Source organism: Vibrio sp. 2433-A1 (assembly GCF_056726085.1).
The window spans coordinates 67778-92924 of record NZ_JBRESC010000009.1 but is presented as its reverse complement, the minus strand read 5'-3'; the positions used below and the strand labels follow the sequence as shown (position 1 = coordinate 92924).

Annotated in this window: 28 protein-coding genes and 2 tRNA genes; 11 read left to right on the top strand and 19 right to left on the bottom strand. The window is 43.7% G+C overall.

Annotated features, from left to right (window positions below):
- Positions 1 to 8 precede the first annotated feature (8 nt).
- The 7 genes from ACU01J_RS11105 to ACU01J_RS11075 all read left to right on the top strand — a co-directional run bounded on the left by ACU01J_RS11105 (position 9) and on the right by ACU01J_RS11075 (position 4451).
- A complete protein-coding gene (locus ACU01J_RS11105; RefSeq protein ID WP_481085771.1) occupies positions 9 to 1097 on the top strand; it encodes a glycosyltransferase in 1089 nt (362 codons plus the stop codon).
- Positions 1094 to 2281, top strand: coding sequence for a glycosyltransferase family 2 protein (locus ACU01J_RS11100; protein ID WP_481085770.1), 1188 nt, complete (start codon positions 1094 to 1096; stop codon positions 2279 to 2281). Before ACU01J_RS11105 ends, ACU01J_RS11100 begins: the two co-directional genes overlap by 4 nt.
- Positions 2282 to 2291: 10 nt before the next feature.
- Positions 2292 to 2930: a sugar transferase gene (locus ACU01J_RS11095; protein ID WP_481085769.1), complete on the top strand. Its 639-nt coding sequence runs from the start codon at positions 2292 to 2294 to the stop codon at positions 2928 to 2930.
- Positions 2931 to 3091: 161 nt separating this feature from the next.
- Positions 3092 to 3168 (top strand) — tRNA-Val (locus ACU01J_RS11090).
- 46 nt (positions 3169 to 3214) lie between these two features.
- Positions 3215 to 3291 (top strand) — tRNA-Val (locus ACU01J_RS11085).
- 177 nt (positions 3292 to 3468) lie between these two features.
- Positions 3469 to 4089: an outer membrane beta-barrel protein gene (locus ACU01J_RS11080; protein WP_481085768.1), complete on the top strand. Its 621-nt coding sequence runs from the start codon at positions 3469 to 3471 to the stop codon at positions 4087 to 4089.
- Positions 4090 to 4250: 161 nt separating this feature from the next.
- Positions 4251 to 4451, top strand: a complete 201-nt coding sequence (locus tag ACU01J_RS11075) for a DUF2986 domain-containing protein (RefSeq protein ID WP_481085767.1) — start codon at positions 4251 to 4253, stop codon at positions 4449 to 4451.
- Between the two features lie 64 nt (positions 4452 to 4515).
- Here ACU01J_RS11075 and ACU01J_RS11070 read toward each other — a convergent pair whose 3' ends face one another.
- Complete coding sequence (locus ACU01J_RS11070) at positions 4516 to 4713, bottom strand: hypothetical protein (RefSeq protein WP_481085766.1); 198 nt, start codon at positions 4711 to 4713, stop codon at positions 4516 to 4518.
- Positions 4714 to 4782: 69 nt separating this feature from the next.
- Between ACU01J_RS11070 and ACU01J_RS11065 the strand changes: the two genes are divergently transcribed.
- Positions 4783 to 5619 (top strand): alpha/beta fold hydrolase, encoded by an 837-nt coding sequence (locus ACU01J_RS11065; RefSeq protein ID WP_481085765.1) that lies wholly within the window; start codon positions 4783 to 4785, stop codon positions 5617 to 5619.
- 88 nt (positions 5620 to 5707) lie between these two features.
- Here ACU01J_RS11065 and ACU01J_RS11060 read toward each other — a convergent pair whose 3' ends face one another.
- From ACU01J_RS11060 to ACU01J_RS11050, 3 genes are all read right to left on the bottom strand, one after another.
- On the bottom strand, positions 5708 to 6604 hold the full coding sequence (locus tag ACU01J_RS11060) for a hypothetical protein (protein ID WP_481085764.1): 897 nt from the start codon (positions 6602 to 6604) through the stop codon (positions 5708 to 5710).
- Positions 6605 to 6755: 151 nt separating this feature from the next.
- The gene (locus tag ACU01J_RS11055; RefSeq protein WP_394125545.1) at positions 6756 to 7238 is read right to left on the bottom strand and encodes a LabA-like NYN domain-containing protein; all 483 of its coding nucleotides are present in this window, start codon (positions 7236 to 7238) and stop codon (positions 6756 to 6758) included.
- A 36-nt stretch (positions 7239 to 7274) separates the two neighbouring features.
- Positions 7275 to 7646 (bottom strand): DoxX family protein, encoded by a 372-nt coding sequence (locus tag ACU01J_RS11050; RefSeq protein ID WP_481085763.1) that lies wholly within the window; start codon positions 7644 to 7646, stop codon positions 7275 to 7277.
- 111 nt (positions 7647 to 7757) lie between these two features.
- Here ACU01J_RS11050 and ACU01J_RS11045 point away from each other — a divergent pair, with 111 nt between their 5' ends.
- Positions 7758 to 8627 (top strand): LysR family transcriptional regulator, encoded by an 870-nt coding sequence (locus tag ACU01J_RS11045; protein ID WP_481085762.1) that lies wholly within the window; start codon positions 7758 to 7760, stop codon positions 8625 to 8627.
- A 39-nt stretch (positions 8628 to 8666) separates the two neighbouring features.
- Here ACU01J_RS11045 and cobA read toward each other — a convergent pair whose 3' ends face one another.
- The 4 genes from cobA to nirB all read right to left on the bottom strand — a co-directional run bounded on the left by cobA (position 8667) and on the right by nirB (position 13505).
- Positions 8667 to 9422 carry a uroporphyrinogen-III C-methyltransferase gene (gene cobA / locus ACU01J_RS11040; protein ID WP_481085761.1) on the bottom strand — a complete coding sequence of 252 codons (756 nt, stop codon included), beginning with the start codon at positions 9420 to 9422 and terminating at the stop codon, positions 8667 to 8669.
- A gap of 209 nt (positions 9423 to 9631) precedes the next feature.
- The gene (locus ACU01J_RS11035; RefSeq protein ID WP_481085760.1) at positions 9632 to 10480 is read right to left on the bottom strand and encodes a formate/nitrite transporter family protein; all 849 of its coding nucleotides are present in this window, start codon (positions 10478 to 10480) and stop codon (positions 9632 to 9634) included.
- Between the two features lie 128 nt (positions 10481 to 10608).
- Positions 10609 to 10932: a nitrite reductase small subunit NirD gene (gene nirD, locus ACU01J_RS11030; protein WP_481085759.1), complete on the bottom strand. Its 324-nt coding sequence runs from the start codon at positions 10930 to 10932 to the stop codon at positions 10609 to 10611.
- Positions 10933 to 10946: 14 nt separating this feature from the next.
- Complete coding sequence (gene nirB / locus ACU01J_RS11025) at positions 10947 to 13505, bottom strand: nitrite reductase large subunit NirB (RefSeq protein WP_481085758.1); 2559 nt, start codon at positions 13503 to 13505, stop codon at positions 10947 to 10949.
- 329 nt (positions 13506 to 13834) lie between these two features.
- On the opposite strand from nirB, the gene ACU01J_RS11020 reads away from it, so the two are divergent.
- Complete coding sequence (locus tag ACU01J_RS11020) at positions 13835 to 14872, top strand: GGDEF domain-containing protein (protein ID WP_481085757.1); 1038 nt, start codon at positions 13835 to 13837, stop codon at positions 14870 to 14872.
- 36 nt (positions 14873 to 14908) lie between these two features.
- Here ACU01J_RS11020 and ACU01J_RS11015 read toward each other — a convergent pair whose 3' ends face one another.
- The 5 genes from ACU01J_RS11015 to ACU01J_RS10995 form a co-directional block, all read right to left on the bottom strand.
- The gene (locus tag ACU01J_RS11015; protein ID WP_481085756.1) at positions 14909 to 15565 is read right to left on the bottom strand and encodes a DUF2726 domain-containing protein; all 657 of its coding nucleotides are present in this window, start codon (positions 15563 to 15565) and stop codon (positions 14909 to 14911) included.
- Between the two features lie 72 nt (positions 15566 to 15637).
- On the bottom strand, positions 15638 to 16450 hold the full coding sequence (locus tag ACU01J_RS11010; protein WP_481085755.1) for a hypothetical protein: 813 nt from the start codon (positions 16448 to 16450) through the stop codon (positions 15638 to 15640).
- Positions 16451 to 16459: 9 nt separating this feature from the next.
- Complete coding sequence (locus ACU01J_RS11005) at positions 16460 to 17218, bottom strand: substrate-binding periplasmic protein (protein WP_481085754.1); 759 nt, start codon at positions 17216 to 17218, stop codon at positions 16460 to 16462.
- Positions 17219 to 17309: 91 nt separating this feature from the next.
- Positions 17310 to 17993 carry a response regulator gene (locus ACU01J_RS11000; RefSeq protein WP_481085753.1) on the bottom strand — a complete coding sequence of 228 codons (684 nt, stop codon included), beginning with the start codon at positions 17991 to 17993 and terminating at the stop codon, positions 17310 to 17312.
- The gene (locus tag ACU01J_RS10995; protein ID WP_481085752.1) at positions 17990 to 19609 is read right to left on the bottom strand and encodes an ATP-binding protein; all 1620 of its coding nucleotides are present in this window, start codon (positions 19607 to 19609) and stop codon (positions 17990 to 17992) included. Before ACU01J_RS10995 ends, ACU01J_RS11000 begins: the two co-directional genes overlap by 4 nt.
- 346 nt (positions 19610 to 19955) lie before the next feature.
- Here ACU01J_RS10995 and ACU01J_RS10990 point away from each other — a divergent pair, with 346 nt between their 5' ends.
- Positions 19956 to 20180 carry a hypothetical protein gene (locus ACU01J_RS10990; protein ID WP_481085751.1) on the top strand — a complete coding sequence of 75 codons (225 nt, stop codon included), beginning with the start codon at positions 19956 to 19958 and terminating at the stop codon, positions 20178 to 20180.
- A gap of 46 nt (positions 20181 to 20226) precedes the next feature.
- Here the strand turns inward: ACU01J_RS10990 and ACU01J_RS10985 are convergent, their stop codons facing one another.
- Genes ACU01J_RS10985 through ACU01J_RS10960 form a run of 6 tightly spaced genes read right to left on the bottom strand, consistent with a single transcriptional unit; the run spans position 20227 to position 25084 of the window.
- On the bottom strand, positions 20227 to 21393 hold the full coding sequence (locus tag ACU01J_RS10985; protein ID WP_481085750.1) for a tetratricopeptide repeat protein: 1167 nt from the start codon (positions 21391 to 21393) through the stop codon (positions 20227 to 20229).
- On the bottom strand, positions 21390 to 22007 hold the full coding sequence (locus ACU01J_RS10980) for an energy transducer TonB (RefSeq protein ID WP_481085749.1): 618 nt from the start codon (positions 22005 to 22007) through the stop codon (positions 21390 to 21392). Before ACU01J_RS10980 ends, ACU01J_RS10985 begins: the two co-directional genes overlap by 4 nt.
- The gene (locus ACU01J_RS10975) at positions 22007 to 22411 is read right to left on the bottom strand and encodes an ExbD/TolR family protein (protein WP_481085748.1); all 405 of its coding nucleotides are present in this window, start codon (positions 22409 to 22411) and stop codon (positions 22007 to 22009) included. The genes ACU01J_RS10980 and ACU01J_RS10975 overlap by 1 nt, the downstream gene beginning before the upstream one ends.
- Positions 22408 to 22965 (bottom strand): MotA/TolQ/ExbB proton channel family protein, encoded by a 558-nt coding sequence (locus ACU01J_RS10970; RefSeq protein WP_481085747.1) that lies wholly within the window; start codon positions 22963 to 22965, stop codon positions 22408 to 22410. The genes ACU01J_RS10975 and ACU01J_RS10970 overlap by 4 nt, the downstream gene beginning before the upstream one ends.
- Positions 22965 to 24320, bottom strand: coding sequence for a MotA/TolQ/ExbB proton channel family protein (locus tag ACU01J_RS10965; protein WP_481085746.1), 1356 nt, complete (start codon positions 24318 to 24320; stop codon positions 22965 to 22967). Before ACU01J_RS10965 ends, ACU01J_RS10970 begins: the two co-directional genes overlap by 1 nt.
- The gene (locus ACU01J_RS10960; RefSeq protein WP_481085745.1) at positions 24320 to 25084 is read right to left on the bottom strand and encodes a DUF3450 domain-containing protein; all 765 of its coding nucleotides are present in this window, start codon (positions 25082 to 25084) and stop codon (positions 24320 to 24322) included. Before ACU01J_RS10960 ends, ACU01J_RS10965 begins: the two co-directional genes overlap by 1 nt.
- Positions 25085 to 25147 lie beyond the last annotated feature (63 nt).

Below are 25147 nucleotides of genomic sequence, written 5' to 3'. Positions count from 1 at the left end.
GAGTCATTATGAACAGAGGTTCGACAACCATCCACGTCGTTCAGCACCTCGCCCCGGGAGGACTTGAGGCACTGGCGCTAAACATGCTCTGCTACTCTCCTAATCGAGATAACGTTTTAATTATTAGCTTAGAGGGAACAAGAGAAGAATCGATCGCCACTTGGCCACGCTTAGCCCAATTCCAAGAGCAATTGCTTTTCTTGAACAAGCCCAAAGGCTATAGCGTTAGAACACTCTATCAGCTGTATAAGCTATTTCGAACCTTCGAGCCAAGTGTTGTGCATACCCATCATATTGGTCCTATCTTGTATGGTTCGATAGCAGCTCGATTAGCCAATGTTAAAATTAGAATTCACACTGAACACGATGCATGGCACCTTTCTAGCCGCAAACATCGCTCTCTACAAAGTCTCGCAATTCGAATCGCCAAGCCAAAACTGGTCGCAGATGCTGCGCTGGTTCGTGATCAAGTACAAAAGCAGCTTAACCTTGATAGCGTCACTGTGATTAAAAACGGTATTGACTGTGCGACGTTCAAGCCCGGCTCTAAACTCTTAGCGAGACAAGCGCTTTCTCTTCCTGTTGATACCCTATTAGTCGGGAGTGCTGGGCGTTTAGAGCAAGTTAAGGGCCATGACGTACTCATACATGCAATATGCTCTCTGCCTAAGAATGTCCATTTAGCGATTGCAGGCGATGGTAGTGAGCGCGGTAACCTCGAAGCTTTAGTCAGTGAACTTGGGCTATGCGATAGAGTGACGTTTATGGGGCTAGTTAATGACATGCCACGCTTCTACCAAAGCTTGGACCTATTTTGTCTTCCTTCTAGAAGTGAAGGTTTCCCACTTTCAACACTTGAAGCACAATCATGTGGCATTCCCAGCGTAGCGACTAAGGTTGGCGCGACAGAAGAAACACTATGTCCCGTTACTAGCTCATCTGTCCCTAGTGAAAACCCCTTAGCACTTGCTACTAGCATTCTACGTAACATCAATGGTAAATCCGATGTATCTCCACGAACATTCGTCCTAAAGCATAACGATATCAAAATGATGATAAAGGCATATCATTCACTCGCAGAGGAGAAGACCGCATGATGGACTTGGTGCTTTCAATCTTATTTGCAGTATGCAGCCTTTTAGTGGTCTATCACCATGTTGGCTACCCTATTTTCTTAAACTGGTACTCCCGCCATCACCCGTTAAAGTCAATAAATCATAAGGTTCGCGGCTATCGCGAAATGAAAAGCGACCGCCGTTGTCTTGCCGTTACGATATTGATTCCGGCTTTCAATGAAGAACAGTGGATCGCAGACAAGATCCGTAATGTTGCTTCGCTTGATTACCCAAGAAATAAACTCAAAGTCATCATTGCTTGTGATGGTTGCAGTGACAATACCGTTACGATTGCCGAACAAACCATTCAAGAAGCGATCTGCGCAGACACGCACTTTGAAATACGTGCATTTACCCAAAATCAAGGCAAAGTGACATTGGTCAATCAGCAGCTCAAAACCATCTCAAGTGACATTATCGCTTTGAGTGACGTTTCAGCATTGATTTCTATCGACGCACTTTGGATTGCAAACAAACACTTTCAAAACTCGCATGTTGGCGTCGTCAACGGCCATTACCAACTGTTTAACAGTCATAACGAAGGTGAAAACCGTTACTGGCAATATCAAAGTAAAGTAAAAATGAACGAAGCGACGTTGGGCTCAACGCTGGGCGCTCACGGGGCTTTCTACTTATTTAGAACCCACCTGTTTGAAGAAATGGAAGCGAATACCATCAATGATGATTTTATGATCCCTATGATGATTGTCAGAAAAGGTTATTCGGCGATTTATGAACCGAACATGGTCGCGCTCGAACTAGAGCCAACTAACCAAGAAAATGACTTTCGCCGAAGACTTCGAATCTCAGCAGGCAATATGCAACAAGCGATTCGATTAGCCGATATGTTTTTACCAAAGTATCGGGGTATTGCCTTCGCCTTTATGTCTGGTAAAGGCTTACGATTGTTGACTCCATACTTGTTGATTATCTGTTTTATCTCATCAGTTTGGTTGATCGACAATCCGCTATTTTCAGCAGCAGTTGTTGCCCAAGTAGCACTCTATTCTATCGCCTTGCTGAGTTACTACTTGCCGTACATTTTCTGCCACAAGACTTGCAAAGTGATCCTTTATGTCGTCGCGGGGCACTATGCCAACTTCATTGGTGGCTTACGTTATTTATTCGGACTTGAATCAGGAAAGTGGTCTCGTGTAGACCAATAAGGAGTTTATTATGAGTAATGTTTCAAATCATATGTCTATCTGGCTAGCGAAACGACTTTTTGACCTATTCGGTGCCCTATTTGGACTACTGTTGTTGTCACCTTTTATTCCTTTCATCGCTTTAGCCATAAAAGTCAGCTCACCAGGTCCTGTGTTTTACAAGCAGTTAAGAGTAGGCAAATCGACCCCAGAAAAAATGGTGTTCTTTGAAATCATTAAGTTTCGTACCATGTATCAAGATGCAGAGCAGAGAACGGGCGCGGTCTGGGCAACAGAGAACGATCCTCGCATCACTCCTGTAGGCCGATTCTTGCGTAAAACCCGCCTTGATGAAATCCCTCAGCTTTTCAATGTCGTACTTGGCGATATGTCACTAATTGGCCCTCGCCCAGAACGCCCAAGCTTTTATCAAAAACTGGAAGATGCAATTCCTTACTTTGCCGATCGTACCTACGGTGTGATGCCTGGCATTACCGGACTTGCTCAAGTCAACCAAGGTTACGACACTTGTATCGATGATGTGCGCCGTAAAGTGGGTTATGACCATAGTTACGCTCTATCTCTATGTTCGATGAAATCGTGGCTTAGCATGGACTTGTCGATTATTACTCGTACTATCGTGGTAATGTTTGACGGACGTGGACAATAAACAGCCCCTACTATGTGCGTGATTTAACGCACATTTTCTCAATCGAGACGGATAAAACAGCAACAATTCGATTAGTTATAAAGCAAACGGCTTCAAATCATTAAAAATGCCCTTGCAGGATTGAATAACTCTCGGTAACATCCATCTCGTTCTTAAGGAATGGGTCCGTAGCTCAGTTGGTTAGAGTACTACCTTGACATGGTAGGGGTCGGCGATTCGAGTTCGCCCGGACCCACCACTCCTTAAAGCCATACTAAAACCAAAGTATGCCGAACATTAAATTTGGGTCCGTAGCTCAGTTGGTTAGAGTACTACCTTGACATGGTAGGGGTCGGCGATTCGAGTTCGCCCGGACCCACCAAATTTAGTTCCTTGTGAACAAACAACAAAGCCCGCTTTTTAGCGGGCTTTGTTGTTTCTGGCGCATACGTTTTAGAACCACTCCCTACCGTAACCATAGGCTTAGAAAACTTCTATTGATTCCACCCTACTATGCGTTTAAAGTTGCTCTGTTTACAATCGATATAAGAAGTTCGCTATGTTCAAGTACCCCCTCTTTTTACTCCCTCTTCTCTCATTAGCGTCAGTACAAGCCATCGCCGATAGCAATATCGTCTATGAAATGTCCCATATTGGTTTTGGCTACAAACACGCCAGCCTTGATGCAGGTGCCGCAGAACCATACTTAAACGGCAAATACAGTAACGATGTCGAAAAAACTTATGGCGGTTTGTACGTAGACCTTGGACTGAGCATGACTGAAGCGCTGTTTTTAGAAGGCAATGCAAGCTTTGTTACGCGCTTTAGCTCTGAGATCGATACTTGGCAAGCTGGCGGTGGATTCAATGTTCCTGTCTCGCCGTTAGTCGCTCTGCCTTTGTCATGCGGCATCATCAACTATCGTGCAGACAGTGACTACTCTCCCTCATACTCGGAAAACAACATGTACTGCAAAGGTGGCGCAAGAGCACAGATTGCTAAACATTGGCTCATCGACGCTTCTTATCAACACGCTTTTCTCGATGTCGCTAAAGATACCTATCGCTTGAACAACGTGTTCCAATTTGGGTCTGTGTTTGGCTTTACCGCTGGACTGGAATACGCGAAAAGAAAGAAAGCAGAAACGGCATTTACTGTCGGGTTGCAATTTACGCTTTAACAGAGCATATCGCTGTTTCAAAGAATAAAACCTAAGCGAAGAAACTCCGGTAAATACCGGAGTTTCTTTGTTTCAGGGTTTCGTTACTCTCATCGGATATTCGTGCTTTGTGAACATTTTTTTGATAGGATCGGCGGCCAAATTTAGCACCGAGCAATACCATGAACCGCAAAAAGAAGATCAATAGTATCTTAAAAGCTAAGAAGAAAAAGATGAACGCTAAGCTTCATAAAAGTAATAAGCCTCGCTATATCTCTAAAGCAGAGCGAGCAAAACTTGAAGCAGAAGAGGCAAACGCTAATAATGAGGAATCTCAAGCTATTCAAGAGCCAGAGACTATCGAGCAAGAAAGCCTAAGCTAACTGCCAGTTTCGAAAAAGCCAGTCAAGTTACCCTGACTGGCTTTTTTAATTCTTGTACTTTGAATTAGAGTTGTCGTTGGTCGTACTGACCTTCAAAATTGACCAATTTAATCTCTAACTGAGCACCAAAATAGCGTAACGCTAACTTTGGATCTTGGTTGTCAGATATCATCTTACCCAGCGTTTCCAACAAGTCCGCCATAAAATCTTTTACGGGTTGATCAGCTTCTGCCAAGTGTTGTTCAAGTGTGTGATTATTCATGATTTCATAGCCATAACGTTATCAATCAATCGTTTATAGTTTACTCCTTATTCAACCAGAGGCATTACTATGGAAACTATAAAAACGATCTTAAATGGCAATCACTACCGCTATTCTTTTCATCACTGTGAAGGTTCTGATCAGTTCGCTATTTTTTTATTGGGTGCGTTACAGGACATTGAAAGTGTCCATAGCTTCTCTACCCATTTTGCGAATAAATTGAACTGTATAACTATTGAAGTTCCTGGAACCGGTCATACAGAAAACCTTGAATCGACAGTAAGTATTCGTTCTCAAGCGATTATGTTGCGCGATTTTATTGAATATTTAGGTGTAAGAAATGCCCATATTATTGGCTTCTCTTATGCTACTGCTGTCGCCGTCGAGTTATGTGACATTTGGCCGCATATTCTGTCAATGTCCATCTGTGGTGGAGTACCTGGTATCCCCGCTTCTGGACGTCTTGCAACCAAGAAAATGATTGCAGCAGCTATGGACAATCCGAGTAGCTTCGCCAAATCATTTACCGAGTCGCTGACAGTCAACAACAGCGATATTCCAAGAAACAAAGCCATCATCAAAGCAACGGTACGTAACATCACTAACATGTCACAAGAACGCATCGACGTGTTTTTTGAAAACTCGGTCAGATTGTTGGTTCATACACCATCTAACATCGCCAATATCTCAGTGCCTTGTACTGTCTGTGTTGGCGAGTTTGATCCTTATGTCACTACGGAAACGGCTCAAGCTTTTGCAAGTCAACTTAAAAATGGACGTCTAGTAGTGATAAAAAATGCCGACCATTTAGTGCATTTACAGTATCCCGATAAGGTAGCCGCCATCATGCTAGCTCAAGCCAATGCAGCGATGACGCTTAACGAAACCCTGTTAGCGCTAACCTAAATAAACGATTAATATTGTTATTTTTTAGTGAGATATAATCAACTCAAGGCTATGTGTATATTGAGTTGATTATTTCCACTCAACGAATTCAGATCACATTTTTTATGTAGATCTTTGATAGTGTGGTCAGTATTTCTACTGCTCGCTTCTTACATTCGCCATTGAGGTTACGTAACGCTTCAACAATCAGTCCATCTCTAAGATGCTGGATTTGACGTAGTTGGTGGAATTGAGGAAACAAGCGCATTTCACTGGTGAAGTTTACATGGGAGTTAAGCTCAAAACCCAGCTTAACCCTGAAACCAATGGCCACTGAAAAGTCTCTTACTTTGTTAACGTCTTCAAGCTGAAGATATTGATATTCTGAAAGTCCCAATACACGCGCAATTACATCAATGGGAATCTGATGCTCTAAACGGAAACGCTTAACTGTAATCGCAACTGAGCGGTAGTAGTCAATCGCAAATGCATTGATATCAAGTACGGGAGGCGGAAGCAATTCATTGTAAACAATCTCAGGATCGATCTGTGATTCGATTTCAGTGCGAAAAGCACGGAAGTGAGCTTTGCCCTCTTCACTCATCATATTGCTTACAAGATCGAGGTAAAGTTCAAATTGCTCACTAGGTAGCCGGCCAATACAATATAACGCCTCTATCGCCTTATCATCCATTCCACGATAGTGCTCTTTCATTTTGAGCGCGAAGTAGAAGCTGGTCATAGGCACCATCATTACCCATGACATTGCAGCCACCATATGGATTGGCCTAATCGAGTGATAGCTTTGCTGCATATAACGTTTTAAAGTTGAGCCATTGATCCCTGTCGTACGTTGTTCCAAATCATGAAACGACATACCTTGAGCTCGTCGCACAAATGACATTGATACCGCCATATCTGTATCAATGGTTTTTAGTAATGTATCCAACGTTTCGATTGTTTGTTCTGAAACACGGATTTGTACCTGATCAGCACGATTTAACATACAGCAAAACCTAACTAAAACAACGAATAAGCTATCTTCCCTAACGTGAGGACTCTACCATAGCCAGTACAGTTTTCGAACAGTTAATAGAGCTAAGTATCTAACGGTTTGGGACAAGTAAGCATTTTGAGCGAAATTACTTACGATAATGTCAGTTTCGTGTGATGAGTAGGTTATCGTCGATTGGGATAAAATTGTTCGCAGCATCAATAAGGGACTGAGCTGTCAGGCCAGGAACACCGTACACATCCACTTTGGTATTAAATCGTTGCTGTATACGATCGACTAAGACTTCAAAGTCGCCATCTCCTGATAATAAGATAACGCGATCAACATTCGCTGCCGCTTCGTAAACGTCTAACGCAATGCCGACGTCCCAATCCCCTTTCGCACTGCCATCCATACGTTGGATAAACGGCTTTAGCTTCACATTAAATCCGATGCCACGAAGAATATGATGGAACTGACGCTGCTTTGGATCGTGTGAAGCAATAGCATAAGCGTTAGCTTCTACGACGTTTTTTCCCTCAGTTGCGACATACCAGAATTGGTTGTAATCAAAATTGCTTCGGTATTTTTCTCGCGTGGTGTAGTAGATGTTTTGTACGTCAACAAATATCGCAACAGTTTCCATGATCAACTCGGCTTATAAACAAAGTGCAACACTCTATCAGAACTGCCCCGCAAACACATTACTATTGCTCCACAATAGTGCAGCGGATAAAGATAAAGTCGCAATAGCAGGAACGGCCGCCGCTAAAGTATCAAATCTTAAATGGAAGAAAATCGCTCCTATTGAGGTCAGTGCAATCAGCGCTGAACCAAATACCATTGCGACAGGTATCGAAAGCGTCAAGGCAACCACCAGTAAAACCGCAGCAGACAACTCAACAACACCAATCAAGAACATGACTTGACGATTTAAGCCGTAGCTTTTGAAAAATGCCAATTGAGTGTTGAACACAGCTTTGTGCCAGCCGACCAGTTTAATTGAGCTCGCAAGTGTAAAAAACACAATCAATAGCAATGTAATTATCAACATGAATCACCTCATTTCTTGTCTGTTATTTCGTTAAGGTGATTATATTCATTCCAAGTCAGTTACATAAATGCTAACTTTTGACTTATTACTATTCCAAACAGGAATGCCAAGTTGGATAAATTGAACTGTATTCGCTTGTTTAGCCAAGCAGCAAGGTTGGGAAGTTTCACACTCGTGGCCAATGAAATGAACATCACTCAAAGTGCCGTAAGTAAGAAGATATCTTGGTTAGAAAATGATTTAGGCTTTAGTTTGTTTCACCGTAACCCTCGTCAAATAGTACTCACGCATCAAGGTAAGGAATATCTCGCCAATACCACCAAGCTTCTCGAAGAACTCGAACTTGTAGAATCTCGGATCAAAGGTGAACTTACCACGGTTTCAGGGCACATTGCTGTTTCTTCCCCATCCGCTTTTGCCACTCAACGGCTAGCAGCACCAATCCATCAGTTTATGAATCAGCACCCCGATGTAACCTTTGATGTGTCTGTTAACGACAAGATGATCAATCTGATTGAAGACAACACCGACATTGCGATCAGAGCCAGCGTGCTCAAAGACTCTGGATTGCGAGCAAAAAAACTGCTTGATCACGAGGTGTGTTACTTTGCGGCAAACACCTATTTGGAAAAGCACCCAGCCCCAAACAACGCTCATGATTTGGCTCAACATCAATGCGTGACTTACTCTTTGGCATCACCTTCTAACGTTTGGAAAATTGATGGAGAGAAGGTAAAAGTTCAGGAAGTGTTTTCCAGTGATAGCCCAGACATGATTGTTGAGATGGCTAAACGAGCTCGTGGTATCGCAGCCATACCAAGGTGGATGGTCGAAGATGACTTAAACAATGGAAATTTAGTCGAGATCCTCTCTCACGTAGAGAAACCAAGCTTACCCATGTACGCAGTGTACAAAAATGATGATCACCTACCCTTTAGAGTTCGAGCCTTCATCGACTTTCTCGCCGATTACTTCCAATAAGCAAAAGGCCTAATGTTTTCAAGGCCTTTGATACTTCGCTTAATTAAACCACTTCAACTTGTAGTGTAACGAAGTCACACTCCCGACCACAATGAGAGCTGGGCTGACCGCCTCTTTCGCCATACTCGACAGCTCAGTCAAACTGCCCGTGAATACGCGTTGCTCTCGGCGAGTACCGTTTTCGATAATGGCACAAGACATGTCTGCATCTATACCATTTTCAAGTAGCTTGGTCGCAATGTACTCACACTGCTTAAGACCCATATAAAAAACCAGTGTATTGTTTGATTGTGCTAGAGAGTGCCACTCAATTTCTCGGCCATCTTTTTGCACATGCCCAGTAATAAACTGAACGCTCTGCGCATGATCACGGTGGGTCAATGGAATCCCTGCATAGGCAGTTGCGCCTGCCGCTGCGGTAATCCCTGGTACCACTTCAAATCTAACGCCGTGCTGCGCTAACTCTTCCAGCTCTTCTCCACCGCGGCCAAAAATGAACGAGTCACCGCCTTTTAAACGGATAACACGTTTGCCTTTTTTCGCTTTGTCGACCAATAGCTGATTGATCTGGTCTTGCGGCACACAGTGGTAATCCAGTTTTTTACCGACATAAATCATTTCTGCTGACTCATCCGCTAACGCTAGAATCTCAGGTGAAACCAGTCGGTCATACACCACGACTTCTGCTTGCTGGATTACGCGGTAGCCTTTTACTGTCAATAAATCTGGGTCACCCGGGCCTGCGCCCACTAGAGATACAAAGCCGTAGTTTGAAGATGGATTAACAGTAGTCATATAAACGCCTATCGAAAAATTTAGATATAAAAAGAGGCTCTATATTAAAAAACTCTGTTTATAGCCAAATCACTATTTCATAAATGGGAAAAAGATTCCCTGCGCTATCATTCCCTATCGGGGCAAGAGAGCATAGTCGGGAACCTCTTATTTAATATCGTAGAAAGTCCCGACTTATTCACTATCAAAATCTGGCAGTGAAACTTAACTTATTTCGCTAATACTGGCTTTGCTTCTACAGCGTCTTCATCAGATAGAGAAGGTGCTGTTTTAGCGTGAGTTAGGTATAGCGGGATACAAGTCATGATTAGACCACCAACAATGTTGCCTAAGATTGTTGGGATTAGGTTGAAGTTCAACCAAGTCGCGATACCAAAGTCAGCCCCTAAGAGCATGCCAAGTGGGAATAAGAACATGTTTACCACTGTATGCTCAAATACTAGTGCGAAGAAGATAAAGATTGGGAACCACATCATCGCTACACGGCCAGCCACAGTGCGTGCTGTCATGTTACCAATAACGCCAAGGCAAACCATTAAGTTACAGAAGATGCCGCGTACGAAACACGTAATCCATCCGTCCATACCCATGTTTTCAAAGCCTAAGCTACGTGCAGTAGAAACCGCAATGAACTTCTTAGCAACCGCGTTTAGTTCTAGAGAGAAGTTACCCGTTAACGATACTGCTACTAGATAAGCAACAATCAAAGAACCGATAAGGTTTCCAAGGCCAACAAGCCCCCAACAACGGAAGATGCGATTCCAAGTAATACCTGGACGACCGTCAAATTTTGCTAGTGGCGCAAGACCGAATACACCTGTTACTAGGTCATAACCCATAACACTTAGAACCACAAAACCCACTGGGAAGACAAGTGCACCTACAATGCCTATGCCTGTCTGAACGATTGTCGTAATCGCGACGACTACCGCTAGAGATAAGATAATACCTGCCATGGTGCCGCGCAAAAGCAAGTCACGGGAACTTGTTTTTGTCTTAGCTTCGCCAACGTTAATCATTGTTTGTACGAATTCAGCGGGTTTAAAGTCTGTAGACATGAATGTGTCCTTATTCAAAAATTTGAAGGTTAAAAAGTTAAAATTGAATAGTGAAAGGCTCGCGAATTTCTATGTTTTCGCCAAGAAATAACGAGCCTTTGAGCTATTAAATCTCGTTTAACGGGTTATTAAGCCGAAATTTCTACTGACCCTTTGGTCACTCGCGCTTTGTAAGCTTTTACGTTGAACTGCTCATCTTCCATACATGCACCTGTTGCTAGGTTAAAGCGTTGCTTCTTAAGTGGGCTTGCCACCCATAGCTGCTCATCATGCTCAACAATCAAGCCGCGAGATAGCACGTTAGATTTGAAGAAAGGGTCCATGTTGTTAATCGCAAACACTTCTTCTGTCGCACGTGGGCGGAAAATTGCGACTTGCTCGCCGTCGACCAAAGCCACAACACCTGTTCCTGGGATGATGTCTTCAATGTTACAAACTTTTGTAAATGCCATAATCTCTTCTCCCCTTACACGATTTCTACGTGAAGGATGTCGCCTTTCGCTTCAGGATTTTTTTCAGTAAATGTCGCCGGACGGTGTTGCTCACGTCCATCAGTAACAAACATGACATTGTCATCACGCTCGTCAGAGTTAACGAAATGTGCAAAACGCTTAAGCTGAGTCTCATCGTTAATCGTGTCAGTCCACTCACAGCGATACTCTTCAACTAGCTTCGCAACGTCAGCTTCTAGCTGCTCATTGATGCCAAGCTTATCTTCAATAATCACCTCACGTAGGTAGTCGATGCCACCTTCAAGATTCTCAAACCATACAGAAGTACGTTGGAGTGGTGCTGCTGTGCGGATGTAGAACATCATGAAACGGTCGATGTACTTGATCAGTGTTTCTTGGTCTAGGTCACCGGCCAGTAGTGTTGCGTGGCGAGGCTTCATACCGCCGTTACCACACACGTACATGTTCCAGCCCGCGTCTGTCGCGATGATACCAAGGTCTTTACCCTGCGCTTCTGCACACTCACGAGTACAGCCTGACACACCAAACTTCATCTTATGAGGAGTACGAATACCTTTGTAGCGGTTCTCGATCATAACGCCTAAGCCGACAGAGTCTTGAACGCCGTAGCGACACCAAGTCGAACCCACACAAGTCTTGGCCATACGTAGTGCTTTTGCATACGCTTGGCCAGTTTCGTAACCTACCGCAATTAACTTCTTCCAAATTGCTGGAAGATCGTCTTTTTGAGCACCAAATAGACCGATACGCTGTGCACCAGTGATCTTAGTGTAAAGGTTGTATTCAGCCGCAACTTCAGCAAGAACTGATAGTGCTTGAGGCGTTACTTCACCACCCGCCATACGAGGGATAACTGAGTAAGTACCATCTTTTTGCATGTTTCCTAAGAAGTTATCATTTGTGTCATGCAGCTTAACCAGTGACGGTTTAAGGATGTGGTCACCCCAGCATGAAGCAAGAATAGAGCCTGCTAACGGCTTACATACTTCACAGCCGTAGCCAGTGCCGTGTTTCTCTAGTAGCTCTTCGAACGACTTGATTTCACCGATACGTACTAGGTGGAATAACTCTTGACGAGAGTAAGCAAAGTGCTCACATACGTCGTTCTTCACTTCAACACCTGCTTTTTCAAGCTCAGCGTTAAGAACAGAAGTCACAAGAGGGATACAACCACCACAACCGGTGCCGGCACCCGTCGCGGCTTTGATATCACCAATTGTGTGATGACCTTGTGCAACCGCTTCTGCAATTTTGCCTTTAGTCACATCAAAACATGAACAGATAACCGCAGAGTCAGGCAGAGAGTCTGCGCCTAGCGTTGGTTTTTCGCCACCAGCGTGGGCAGGTAAGATCAGCGCATCAGGGTGCTCCGGTAGGTCAATTTCGTTCAGCATAAGCTGTAGAAGGTCACCATAATCAGAAGTATCACCCACCATTACAGCACCAAGAAGCTTCTTGTTGTCTTCAGAAACGATTAGGCGTTTGTAAACTTCTTGTTCGTCGTTTTGGTAAACGTAGCTCTTACAACCCGGAGTGCGACCGTTAGCATCACCAATAGAACCAACTTTTACGCCAAGAAGCTTAAGTTTTGCTGACATATCAGCACCTTCAAACTTGCTGTCGTTACCAACGATGTGGTCTACAGCCACTGTCGCCATTTTGTAACCCGGTGCCACTAGGCCGTAGAAGGTTTCATTCCACGATGCACACTCACCAATCGCGTAAATGTTTTCATCTGAAGTCTGACAGAAATCGTTTATTGCGATACCACCGCGTGGTGCGACGTCCAAGTTCATGTCACGAGCAAGTTTGTCTTGAGGTCGAATACCCGCAGAGAAAACGATAAAGTCAGTTTCTAACTCTGTACCATCAGCAAAACGCATAACGTTACGTGCATCTTTACCCTCAGGAGCGATTTCTAGCGTGTTTTTGCTAGTATGAACTTTTACGCCCATACTCTCGATTTTTTGACGAAGTTGGTTACCACCCGCTTGATCTAACTGCTCAGCCATTAGTTTTGGTGCAAACTCAATCACGTGCGTTTCAACACCTAACGCTTTCAGTGCACCAGCCGCTTCTAAGCCAAGTAGACCACCACCAATTACCACGCCTACTTTGCTCTTTTTCGCACAAGCTTCGATTGCTTTTAGATCTTCAATAGTACGGTAGACAAAGCAATCTTTGCTCTCGCGCCCTTTTATTGGAGGAACGAATGGGAAAGACCCCGTCGCCATGATCAGTTTGTCATATTTGATTTCGCGACCAGAACTTGAGTAAACAATGTGTTTGTCACGGTTAACGTTAATTGCACGTTCACCGATTAGCATGTTGATGCCGTGTTTCTCGTAGAAGCCTTCTTTGACTAAAGAAAGTTCATCAGCTGTGTGATGAGAAAAGTAAGACGAAAGGTGGACTCGATCATAAGCGACACGAGGTTCTTCACAGAAAACAGTGATCTCATATTGAGACGTGTCCGTCTTCTCAACTAGGTCTTCAATGTAACGGTGACCTACCATACCGTTACCGATAACAACTAGCTTCAACTTGCTCATAGTACTTCCTAAGGGTTAGGTTTTTTATTTGAGCCAATTGTTAATTATGAAAGAAAATCAATACATGATGTAAATCAATTACAGAATTAAACTACCCTAAAGGGGTATGAGCACAAAATAACCTCCCTTTTCCTGTAACTTGATTACACCTCAATAAGTCCAACAACACGTTAACGTTTCGTTTCTGACAACCGGTTACAGTTTTCAGTTACGTATACTTCAGGTAGTAATTATGTGATCTTGGTCCAGATATTGCCTTGATTCTAAAACTGAACATAATACTATAGTCCGATATTCACATTAAGGCATATGGTTGCAAAGGTCACGTCATGGAGCTAGACATATTCACCCCTACTCGGCAACTGCGCAGAGCTGTGTTGTTTTGGCTTAGCATCGCATTAGCATTTTTGGCCTTCGTGATCTCTTACCTAAACATTTTCCATGGCGAGTATGAGTTACTCGCAGCAATCCAAGTTGCCGCTGGTCTATTTTCTATATACGTTGCTTATACCAGTTACAAAGGTGACACTTCACTTCCTATTGCTAATAGCTTTGTCTATACCCTTATAGGGGTCGTTTCTCTTGCGACTTTTATCCATCCGATTGAACATGGCAGCTTTATTTGGAGCCTACTGTTTCCAGTATTGTTCTACCTCATATTGGGGCGTCGATATGGCTTTATATCTTCTGGCGTGGGTATCACGATTGTCGCCATACTGGTTATGCATAAAACATACAGTGACGGCACGCTAAACTTTGCTGAGTTATCAGTTAATTTCTCACTCGCTTACCTGTGCATTTGGCTTGCTTCACATATATTGGAAGTGAAAAGAAAAACATCAGAGACTTCATTGGGCCAGTTGGCCTCTCGAGATGCACTGACAGGTGTCTATAACAGGCATGCATTGATCCATAACTTTGAACGTTACCGCAGTGAAAGTGCCAAGGTTCCGCTGTCTCTACTAATTTTGGATTTGGATTATTTCAAAAGCGTCAACGATAAACACGGTCACGACGCTGGCGATCGAGTCTTGGTACAAACAGCAGCACTCATCGACAGTTTTTGCGATGAACACTTGGTGTATCGAATTGGAGGTGAAGAGTTTTGTATTGCGTTACATAACACTGAAGTAAAACAAGCTATGTATAAGGCAGAGACAATCAGGATTGGAATCGAGCAATACACCTTCAATGATAAAGACAATCCAATCAAGCTCACTGCAAGCATTGGTATCTATCAATGTGATCATTATAAATGTTTAGAAGATGTGTTGCGTGAAGCAGATAAAGAGCTCTATAAAGCGAAGAGTAATGGTCGAAATCAAGTCATGGTGTGCAATCAAGATGAATGTTCAGCGTATATATGATGCTCAGCTCTCTCCTGCAATAGCAAAAGAGGGCATTTAGCCCTCTTCGTCAAATACGACATTATAGTTTTCTGTATAAGTACAGTGTGGCTGTCGACTACAGGTAAAGAAACGACGCCCTTTATGCTCACCCTGGCTCGCCACTTTAATCGTCATCGGACTACCACAGCGCTTACAAAAGCGCACCTCTTTGTCTGACTCAATCAAATCGATATGTGCCGCAAGTAACCTACGTAGTCGGCTCACTTGATAGCTGTGCTTAATGTTGGTGCCAATTAAAGGGATACCTGCTGACTTACAAACATGAATAAGCAACTTTTGACGATCAACCTTGCCTTTGCTCAGCTCTTTACCATTGTCGAGTTCGATAGCCACTCGAACTTCTAATGTTCTTGGATCGCAAACAACATAATCAAAGTAGCTTTTAGCAATGCGGTTGTTAGCAATAAACCACTGCTTTTTATCCGTTGCCAAAGGAGTAAGTACACTGGTCAAGTTAACCTTAGTCATGACAACGCCATGCTGGCCAACCGCCGCCGTTAGTGCATTATAGAACGCCGATTCTTGAGCATTGAGTAACGGCCCTTTCTTTTTATAACTGCTATCTTTCAGCTCATCTTGTTTCAAGTAGCGCTTTTGTACGATGACAAAGAACACCACTAAAATCACTACGACAATAAAAACACTTTCCATCTGTGTAAAATCAACCCTTTAGCAAGCTCATATACTGATTATTAGAGTTTATACGCGAAGAGCAACATAATGTTAGTGTTTTTGAGATTCTTGATTCGGTAACGCCAATTTTATTACAACACGCTCAGTGGGATTTAGGGTTTCGTAACTGGCACCCCAATACTTATCAACAAGGTGATCAATCAGACCATCCTTTTTAGCTTGTATTAATGCAGATTCAATAATCGTTTTGTATTGAGCCATGCTTGGCGACAAATAGAACTTAAAGTCTTTTTCATAAACCAATAGTAAACGTTGTTCTATTGCTAAGTGACGATTCAATTTTGCTTCTGCGCTAATCTCATTCATACCTCTTGGGAAATAATTTACCTCACCGTCAACACTCAGCTTATTGTACAAACTTCTCCATTCACCATCTTCTAGGTATACACTGAGCTGATTATTATTCCATACATCGACATCGAACCAATTTACGCCCATACCAGCAACCAATTTAGAATCCCTTAATTCGTCAATGGTATCAATTTCATCAAATTTCGCTTGCAGTTCTGGCGGGATCAGCAACACCCTTTTACCAATTAATCCATTGGTTAATGGGACATCAACGGAAACATAGCGGTCATCCCTTGCTGGCGTGCTTAATAGCCAAGTCATGCTTAACTTGTCCCCTTGTACCATCTTAATGACCCGCTTTTGAGGAATATGCTCACTGGGTATCTCAATGCGTACCTGGTGCCCTGATTTAGTCAAGGCTTCATACAACAACTCGTGATAAAACTGATGCCCACCGTCAATTTGAGAAGCCAAAGTTAACGTTAATGATTCCTTGGCGACACACTGCGAAGATAGCGACAAAACAACAGCGATGTATATCCATAATTTCATACTCATGCCTTAACGGTATTCGTTGAGAATCTGATGATAGTGGCTGATTCCACTTTCAGGAACACGCTTCAAGTCGTTCAGGGCATTCTGAAAGTGAAGTATTAGTGTACTGTCGACTTCCAGGTTGAAGGCAAAATAGAGCTCACCTTCGCGTAGAACATAAACCACTTCATATTCTTCGGTATCGTAGCCCGCTTTTTTAATCCACCATTTGGCGACATTTTCCTCGTAAGCCCACAGATCGATGCGCTCTTTAGTCAGTTGGTCTGCCAGGGCATCGGGTACAGAGCTTTCGACCATCGAGTCACGGGGAACGCCGAGCTCTAGCAATAATTGTTCACCGACATCATCCCGAATAACACCAATTCGATACTGTGCAAGGGCCATCACATGGTTAATCTCTATATTCCTTGAGCGTTTTGCTAACACAACAATTCTTGTTGGGCTGATTGGTCCCGCCCAATGGAAGATATGCTCACGTAACGGCGTTCGTGTGGTTGAAAATAGGACAGTGTTAGGCTTAATCAGTGTCGTTCGATAGGCCCTAGGCCATGGCTGTAACTGAATGTGTGCGAGTGTGATAGGGCTTTGTGATTGCTCGCCCACTGCCTGCAATAGGTCTACGGCAATCCCTTGTAGAGCACCGTTTTGCTCAAAGTTATAAGGCGGGTATTGCTCTGTCAGATAAGTAAGCTCATTTATTTGCGTGCCGCGCACTGGGCTTACCATGACGAAAATACTAAATATAGTGTAGATAACGAGTCGCATACACGACCTCTATGAAATCTCTTATGATCCTAATTATAATGTAGAGGTCGTTTTCATTTACGTCTAGAAACTAGCACTAAAGCATTACGTTTTAATGTGCCTTTTGATAGGTGCGCTCAGGTCTGCCAACTGTCCCGTAGTTCAGGTCGGCTTCTAGCTCTCCCGTACTAATTAAGTACTCTAGATAACGGCGTGCTGTTGTGCGGCTCGCGCCAATTAATTCTCCAGCCTCATCTGCCGTCATCATTACCGACTCATCAAATAACGCTTTTATCTTATCTAAAGTTACTGCGTCGATTCCTTTTGGCAACCTATTCTTTGGCGTCTCGTTGAGCGTTGAAGCCTGAAGCATTTTGTCGACGATATTTTGATCTAATCCATCAGCATGATTAAGTTGCTGTTTTTGTAGCACATATTTTTTCAACGCTGCTTCTAAGCGAGGAAATACCACCGGTTTTAATAGGTAATCAACCACACCACCACGCATGGCCTGTTGTAAGGTTTCCACATCCCGTGCTGCAGTAATCAAAATAACATCACAGCTCAGGTGGTCTGTACGAAGGTCATGCAGGATTTCAATGCCGGTACCATCGGGCAAATACACATCTAAAAGCAATAAGTCAGGATCAAGTACTTCTAGTTGAAGTTTTGCTTCTAACTTAGTCGTGGCAATACCTATAACTTCATAGCCACCCACTTGCTCTAGATAGCGCTGATGCAGCTGAGCAATGGCGAGATCGTCCTCAATTATCATCACCCGAGTCACGGTACTCATCTTAGCTCTTCCTTAGGTAGGTATACTGTCATCCTTGCTCCATGTTCCTTGTTATTTACCATTTCCAACTCACCATGATAACGAATCGCGAGTTCATTAATTAAATATAGCCCGACACCTCTTGTGTCCGAGTCTTTACTGGATACTCCTCGTCTTACCAGAGATTCAACACTCATATCATCTGGTAACCCACAACCTTGGTCTATCACTTCCAAGATCACTTCATTACCAAAATCACTGATTGAAACTTCTATCGTTCGGCGATGGGGCGCTAATAGTGATTCCTTAGTCAAAGCATCGCGTGTTGCATCAAACGCATTGTCGATTAAGTTACCCAAAATTGTCACTAAGTCTTCTGGGTTAAGTCGACTCGGTAAAGGCTCTAATCTCGATCCCTCTTCCACGACCAAACTTAAACCAAGTTCGCGTGCACGCTCAGTTTTACCTAGCAGCATGCCCGCAATAAGTGGCTCTTTGATCGTTTCGCGTAAAAACTCTATCAGCGCTTGGTAGTGAGCGGTTTCCTGACCTATCAAATATTGCACGGCTTCAAGTTCGCCCATTTGCACCATACCGCTAATGGTATTGAGCTTGTTTCGATGCTCATGGGTTTGTGAGCGCAGCATCTCTGCATACTCTTTGGTTTTCGCCAACTGCTCGGTCAGTTCTGTCAGATCATCTCTAAGACGGAAACTCGATACCGCACCGACAACTTTGCCTTCAACAATAATCGGGCTTCGGTTGGCGATCAGACGCTTTTGATTCAAATAGAGGTTGATGTCATGGTCCGTACGAGCGGTTTGTAGCACTGATTGCAAATCGCTATCGGGTAGTATTTCACTCAGAGGTTTATCAATACTATCGGCCTTCACTAAACCCAAAATCTGGCAAGCACTCTTATTAATTGAACGTAACTTGCCTTTATCATCAATAGAAATGATCCCCTCTTTGAGGGTTTCCAAGGTTACGTCGAGCTCAACATATAGTCGGCCAATTTCTTCTGGTTCAAAACCTAAGATAGCGCGTTGAAATTTCCGTGAAGCGTAGCTAGAGACAAGCGCATTAGCAGCAACCACTAGCAATGCCATCACAATTAAATACGTTAAAAACGGTTCGATTCTATCCTGGAGCCGATCAATTAAGTAACCGACCGAGACCACACCAATGATCTCGCCTTGGTCATTGAATACCGCCGACTTTCCTCGTACAGAATAGCCTAAAGAGCCCTTGGCAATAGATATATAGGCCTCACCGTCGACTAATGCACGATTATTGTCACCGCCTTTCATCGGCTTACCGATACGCTCATCAAGTGGGTGAACTAGCCGGATTCCTTCGTGGTCACCGATTACGATGAATGCCGCACCAATCAATGTTGTCAGGTTACGATAGCGCTGTTGGCTCTCTTCTGTGACACCATACTCAATCATCTCGATAACATAAGGAGACTTGGCCAGAAAGGAAGCAACGCCAAGTGCTTTATGACCCATTTCATCTTCTTGGGCATACTTGATATAGACGAATCCCGCTGCGACTAATAGTAGAAGTTCTATTAGGCCAGACAGTGTCATGATAATCAGCATTCGTTTACGAAAGCTGATACGACTCCATTTCATAACAACTCCTTGATAGGCCAACAAGATAACATCTGGCTAACACTTCTATGAATTATCATGGTTCAAACTGTGATGACGACAAAAATAAATCATTCTCAGTATCAATATTCGATTGCTTGCGTCTCACCGCGTACATTAATTTTGATTGATAGAGAAAGCTCGATATAAAACCAATAGAATAGTTGATTTAGATCACATGAATTTTAGGTTATTTCTTGCACGATCCCGTCGTTTGTTTTGTATAATTATTAAGCACATTAAGCAGATCGTTTTACGGAAAAACTGGCGTTAGCATTTACACAATAATGACTATATAAGTGCTCGCCAATATTGAAAGGGAAAGGCGATGAAACGGGACGTATTTGGCATTTGCTTATCTAAGTCTATGCTATCCAACAATTTATCTAGCACATTTACACACGTCAGGGCTTATCAAAAACAGGCTGAAAGTGAAGAAGTCACGGTACTGCACGCTTTTCCTCAAATGTCGGGGCAAGAGCTACTTACAAACATGAAGTCTTCGCAAAAGCTGTTATGGCGGGCTGAATATATATGCTGTGATTTAAAGTGATAACAGTGCTATACAAAGAGGGAAGCTAAATGCTTCCCTCTTTTCGTTAACCCGTCACTGCTTGAGCTTGACGGCGTTGGGTTAGGTAAGTAATCCAACTCTCGGCTTGACTTGAAGGCTCTGTACTGTTGGCTTTTTTCGCCTCAATCAGTGCCTGCTCTAACTGATTCAATTTATAGAACGCACGCGTTTTTGCCAAAGCAACATCCGCCTCTTTACCTTTCACTTTATCCAGTACACGCAAGGACTCTTTATAGTAACCTTGCTGGAGCATAAGTTGAGCGACATTCCAGTGGTACTTGGCATTCATTTGCGCAGCAAGTTTCCAGACGCTGATCGCTTTATCCCACTCTTTTGCTACTTGCCAGTATGATGCTTGTTCAGATAGCAACTTCACATCCGTGGTTGCGTTATCTAATTGAGCGATTTGAACTGCAGCCCGCTCTGGTATCCCCCGCTTGGCATATAACTGCGCCAATAAGTGAAGATCTTTTTGACTGAGTTCAAGCCCATTCAATTTGGCCAAAGATAACGTATCAAGCGCTGCTTTACTGTTACCTACTCTAAGCTGCAAACCGACAAGCTGACGCCACCAGTTAAGCTTATCTGGCTGTAATACGATAAGTTGCTCTAAGGTAGGAATCGCTTGTGTCCATCGCTCTAATTGCAGTTGAGAACCCAGTTTTAAAGACAAGGGCTGTAAACGTTCTTTAGGGCTGGTTTTAAGATAACGATTCGTCGCAGTAATCACATTACTCCATTGCTCAATCTGGTAATGAGATTGGGCGATGCGCAGCCACAAATCATCCGCTTTTTGCGTCTCTGGAACCGACTTGACCAATGTATAGTAGTGGCTAAGTGCAAGTTTAAACTGCTGATCGTTTAGATAAAGATCCGCCAGCATACGTTCGGTTATCCACGCCTGATCGTCTTGCAATAAGCCGCTTGATACCGCTATTTTTAACTGGTTGATGGCGGGTTTTATTTGACCCTCTTGCCAATAGAATACCCCTAGCATACGCGCAACAAAAGCGCTATCGTACTTACGGTCTGTCTCTATCTCTTTCAATGAAGCGATAGCCTGTTTCACTTTGTCATCCTGTGCTAGCTCATGAGCCTTTTGAACTCGCACTGCCGTATACTCACTTAGCTCTTGACCTAATGAAGAAACAGAAACAAATAAGCAGGCTAATGTAGTTACTCTCTTAATCATTGGGCTAACTTAAACTCCAATTTTACCGTTTGGCCAACTTGAGCGATTGCCGCACCATCAATGACTTTCGGCTGATATTTCCATTTTTTGAGTGCCCGAATCGCTTCTCGCTCAAACATGTGTTTTGGCTTTGCATCAACCACTTCAATATTCGTCGGTCTACCCGTTGGGTCGATAGTAAAACTCATGATCACATACCCTTCTGCGCCGCGTTTTAATGCCTTAGCAGGATAACGAGGCTCGGCACGATAAAGAGGTATGGCTTGTTGATTAACACCAAAATCACCAAACGTCGGTGCGCTAATAGCCAAGCCGTCAATTGCCGTATTTAGCCCAAGAGATGACTGAGACATTGGCGACACTTCTGTGAGTTTTATCTCTGCCTGTGAAGTTGGCATTTGCTCAGGAACTTCAGGTACTTTTGGCTGCTTTGGCACTGTACGCTGGCGTCTTTGAACATCCTGATCATTTTCAACCATCACCATATTAAAACTCAGTGATTCCGTTGCTTGCGGCGCTCGCTGATGACCACCATCAACCATCCAAGCCATAAAGGTAAAGATCGACACCGCACAGACAAATGCTAAGGGGAGTACAATTAGCAGTCTCTTCACTAAATCTTCTCCGCAGCTAGGGCAATATTCTTCACCCCAGCTCCCTTCGCCGCATCCATAACTTTAACCACAGTACCACTGTACGCGTGCTCATCAGCTTGAATCACTAATGACGCATCCGGCTTATCAAGTAACAAATGCTCTAAGGTTGCCTGAACGCGTTCTACATCCACCATGCGCTTATCGATGTAAATATCGTTGGCTGATGTCACCGCAACAAAGATACCCGCTTCTTTTTGGCTGACGACATTAGACGCAGTAGGTCGATTGACTTCAACACCAGACTCTCGAACAAATGAGCTGGTGACGATAAAGAAAATCAGCATAATAAAGACGATATCAAGCATTGAAGTCAGGTCAATTTGCGCTTCTTCTTGTTTTGGTTGGCTGCGACCGAGTCTCATCGTTGACTCCTTAATGATTTTTCTAGTTTAATTTCTTGTCTGTGACACACCTTGACTAATCGCGCATGGAAAAACATGCCGGTTAGCGCCGCAACCATACCTGCCATTGTTGGTAAGGTCGCCAAAGAGATGCCTGATGCCATAAGTTTTGGATTGCTACTACCTTGACTCGCCATCACATCAAACACAGAGATCATCCCTGTTACCGTGCCTAATAGGCCTAGCATTGGGCAAATCGCCACCAATACCTTGATGATGTTAAGGTTATGAGTTAACGATAAATGCGCTTGAGATAGCCAACCTTCTCTGATCGAGCGAGCGTGCCATGAATGATGGTCTGAGCGGCTAAGCCATGCACCCACCCACTGCTTACGCTGCTTGGGAAACTGAACCCATAGATATACGACTCGTTCAAGGATGAGTACCCAGCAGACACAAACAACCAGTAGTAACCACCAAAGCACCTGCCCACCCTGCTGCATAAAAGCTTGAAGAGACAACACCCAAGGCATCGACGCTATCACTTCGGGAAGCCGTGTGAATATTGCTTCCATTACGCCGCATTCCCTAGAGTTGTCACTTTGGCATCCATCTCTTTTTCAGCTTGTTCTGCAACCAGTCCAATTCCTTGCTTTTCAAGAATATGACGAATTGATTCCGCCTGAGAGCTTAGGATGTTATGAGCTAAAAGCAGCGGCATCGCGGCAATAAGACCAAGAACGGTTGTTACCAAGGCCATAGAAATACCACCAGCCATCACTTTAGGGTCACCATTACCAAACTGAGTGATAACCTGGAAGGTTTCAATCATACCCGTCACGGTACCGAGTAGGCCCAGCATTGGCGCAAGAGCGGCGAGAAGTTTGAGCATTGATAAACCTTTCTCAAGACCCGTTTGCTCATCAACCACGGCCTCAAGTAATCTTAACTCCAACGCTTCAACACTTTGCTTCTTCTCTTTGCTGTATACCGCTAACACGCGACCAAGTGGATTGTCCCCAGGCTTAGCTGGTGTCTTAAGTTGACGACGGATCTTTTGACGAGCGATTGATAAGCTCACACCGCGCACAACCGCAATGATGAGGCCAATCAACAATAATACGAGGATAATTTTGCCGACAACACCACCAGCTTGGAGCCTATCCATTAACGTTGGTGACAGCGCCAGTTGAGCAAGCATCACTCCGCGTGAAGGATCAACAACAAGGTTTTGAATTGAGCCAGAACGTAACTCATCAAGTCCCGTTACTACTGGGCCTTGCTCTGGTTGCTTTTGATAAGCCGTGGCAGTCTGCTTCGTACCGTTCCAGTTCAAGTAGCCCTGCTCACCAATTAATCCAAATGAGCCAAGTCTTGCCACTGATTGTGCGCGTTGCTTGCCATCGCCATCAACCAGTTGGATTTGTGTCTGCGCCAATTCACCAGACGCTTTAATTTGCTCTTCAAGTGCTTTCCATAAACCGGTTAGTTGAGGCATCGATGGCAGCTTAGTTGCCGCCGCAATCTCTTCGACAACGTGCGTATACGTTTGGTCGCCAGCACCAGTCACTGAATATTTAAGTTCTGACTCTAATTCTTTAGCATTTTGACGTACAACACCAAACACTTCACCTAAGCTGCCCGTTTCTAATCGAAGGCTTTCTTCTAAGCGCGCAAGCTCATCTTCGTTGGTGCTAAACTGTGCCGCTAATTTGTCATTGGCAGTTTGAAGCGCTTGGCGTTGTTTCACTAGCTCTGCTTTAAGGATCGCTAGCTGCTTTTCCATCTGCTTAAAACCAGACTCGCGTATTTGGTTATGCTGCGCCTGAGCTTTTGAGTCAGCTTGAGCATTCACAGTCATTTCATTAGCAGAAACATTAAAGGATGTCACCGCTAGTACGATAAGTGAGGCCATAAATGTGCGTTTCATTATTTCGCCTCCGCAACAGTGAGTGATACAGGTAAGGTAATCAGACTTGGCGCTGCTTGTTTCGCAGCAATACTGAATGCTTTGTCGAGCTCAGACTGCATCGATGGATCAACACTCACCCACTGGTTTTGCGTTTTGTCCCAAGACCAAAATGTTGAACCATTTAAACTGCGCGCAACTAAAGATAAGCGACCTAAATACAAGATATCTGTTTCTAGCGTTTCACCAGCGACGTCAATTTGGCCTTGGTATAAACCTAGTTTGGTGCCGTAATCCAACTCGATCTGGTAGGCTTCTAGAATGCGACGATATTTTTCTGCATCACTAATATCAGCACGAACCATCATCTTATCCAGTTTTGCAATTCGTTCTTGACGTTGAATGAGGCGAATTGGCGCATCTTCAGCGACAATCGCTTTCAGGCCATCAATCATTTGATACATCAGAGGTACAACACCCTGACGTGTTTGTTTGATCTCTTCAATCTGACCACGAAAACTCGTCATTTCTTGCTCTTGGCTCATCACTAAAGCAGACAAATGGTTCTTATAGACTTCAAGATTCTTCACTTCTTCTTGAAGTTGCTCAATCTCAGCTTTAAGCGTAAGTGAAGTTTCAGCACTACTGTCGATACGTTGCTGACTTGAGGCAGAAGCCGAGTTGGTTTTACTTTGAATGCTTTGCGCTGTATCTAAGCTTGTTGCTAGTACTCCTGAAGAGTATGTAGCCACAAGCAATGCTATGCTGGATTTTAATATATTCATATTGGGTATTATTTACTTACTAAATACAAGTGAGAACCAATCTCATTTATGATCGAACAATAT

Coding starts and splice junctions, on each gene's coding strand:
- cobA (WP_481085761.1), bottom strand. CDS start 9,422: ATGACTACTGTTAATCCATCTTCAAACTACGGCTTTGTATCTCTAGTG.
- ACU01J_RS10970 (WP_481085747.1), bottom strand. CDS start 22,965: ATGGAAGCAATATTCACACGGCTTCCCGAAGTGATAGCGTCGATGCCT.
- ACU01J_RS11065 (WP_481085765.1), top strand. CDS start 4,783: ATGGAAACTATAAAAACGATCTTAAATGGCAATCACTACCGCTATTCT.
- ACU01J_RS11095 (WP_481085769.1), top strand. CDS start 2,292: ATGAGTAATGTTTCAAATCATATGTCTATCTGGCTAGCGAAACGACTT.
- ACU01J_RS11000 (WP_481085753.1), bottom strand. CDS start 17,993: ATGAGTACCGTGACTCGGGTGATGATAATTGAGGACGATCTCGCCATT.
- ACU01J_RS11050 (WP_481085763.1), bottom strand. CDS start 7,646: ATGTTGATAATTACATTGCTATTGATTGTGTTTTTTACACTTGCGAGC.
- ACU01J_RS10985 (WP_481085750.1), bottom strand. CDS start 21,393: ATGATTAAGAGAGTAACTACATTAGCCTGCTTATTTGTTTCTGTTTCT.
- ACU01J_RS11005 (WP_481085754.1), bottom strand. CDS start 17,218: ATGCGACTCGTTATCTACACTATATTTAGTATTTTCGTCATGGTAAGC.
- ACU01J_RS10960 (WP_481085745.1), bottom strand. CDS start 25,084: ATGAATATATTAAAATCCAGCATAGCATTGCTTGTGGCTACATACTCT.
- ACU01J_RS11105 (WP_481085771.1), top strand. CDS start 9: ATGAACAGAGGTTCGACAACCATCCACGTCGTTCAGCACCTCGCCCCG.
- ACU01J_RS11010 (WP_481085755.1), bottom strand. CDS start 16,450: ATGAAATTATGGATATACATCGCTGTTGTTTTGTCGCTATCTTCGCAG.
- ACU01J_RS11100 (WP_481085770.1), top strand. CDS start 1,094: ATGATGGACTTGGTGCTTTCAATCTTATTTGCAGTATGCAGCCTTTTA.
- ACU01J_RS11070 (WP_481085766.1), bottom strand. CDS start 4,713: ATGAATAATCACACACTTGAACAACACTTGGCAGAAGCTGATCAACCC.
- nirB (WP_481085758.1), bottom strand. CDS start 13,505: ATGAGCAAGTTGAAGCTAGTTGTTATCGGTAACGGTATGGTAGGTCAC.
- ACU01J_RS10975 (WP_481085748.1), bottom strand. CDS start 22,411: ATGAGACTCGGTCGCAGCCAACCAAAACAAGAAGAAGCGCAAATTGAC.
- ACU01J_RS10995 (WP_481085752.1), bottom strand. CDS start 19,609: ATGAAATGGAGTCGTATCAGCTTTCGTAAACGAATGCTGATTATCATG.
- ACU01J_RS11060 (WP_481085764.1), bottom strand. CDS start 6,604: ATGTTAAATCGTGCTGATCAGGTACAAATCCGTGTTTCAGAACAAACA.
- nirD (WP_481085759.1), bottom strand. CDS start 10,932: ATGGCATTTACAAAAGTTTGTAACATTGAAGACATCATCCCAGGAACA.
- ACU01J_RS10965 (WP_481085746.1), bottom strand. CDS start 24,320: ATGAAACGCACATTTATGGCCTCACTTATCGTACTAGCGGTGACATCC.
- ACU01J_RS10990 (WP_481085751.1), top strand. CDS start 19,956: ATGAAACGGGACGTATTTGGCATTTGCTTATCTAAGTCTATGCTATCC.
- ACU01J_RS11080 (WP_481085768.1), top strand. CDS start 3,469: ATGTTCAAGTACCCCCTCTTTTTACTCCCTCTTCTCTCATTAGCGTCA.
- ACU01J_RS11020 (WP_481085757.1), top strand. CDS start 13,835: ATGGAGCTAGACATATTCACCCCTACTCGGCAACTGCGCAGAGCTGTG.
- ACU01J_RS11015 (WP_481085756.1), bottom strand. CDS start 15,565: ATGGAAAGTGTTTTTATTGTCGTAGTGATTTTAGTGGTGTTCTTTGTC.
- ACU01J_RS11035 (WP_481085760.1), bottom strand. CDS start 10,480: ATGTCTACAGACTTTAAACCCGCTGAATTCGTACAAACAATGATTAAC.
- ACU01J_RS11075 (WP_481085767.1), top strand. CDS start 4,251: ATGAACCGCAAAAAGAAGATCAATAGTATCTTAAAAGCTAAGAAGAAA.
- ACU01J_RS11055 (WP_394125545.1), bottom strand. CDS start 7,238: ATGGAAACTGTTGCGATATTTGTTGACGTACAAAACATCTACTACACC.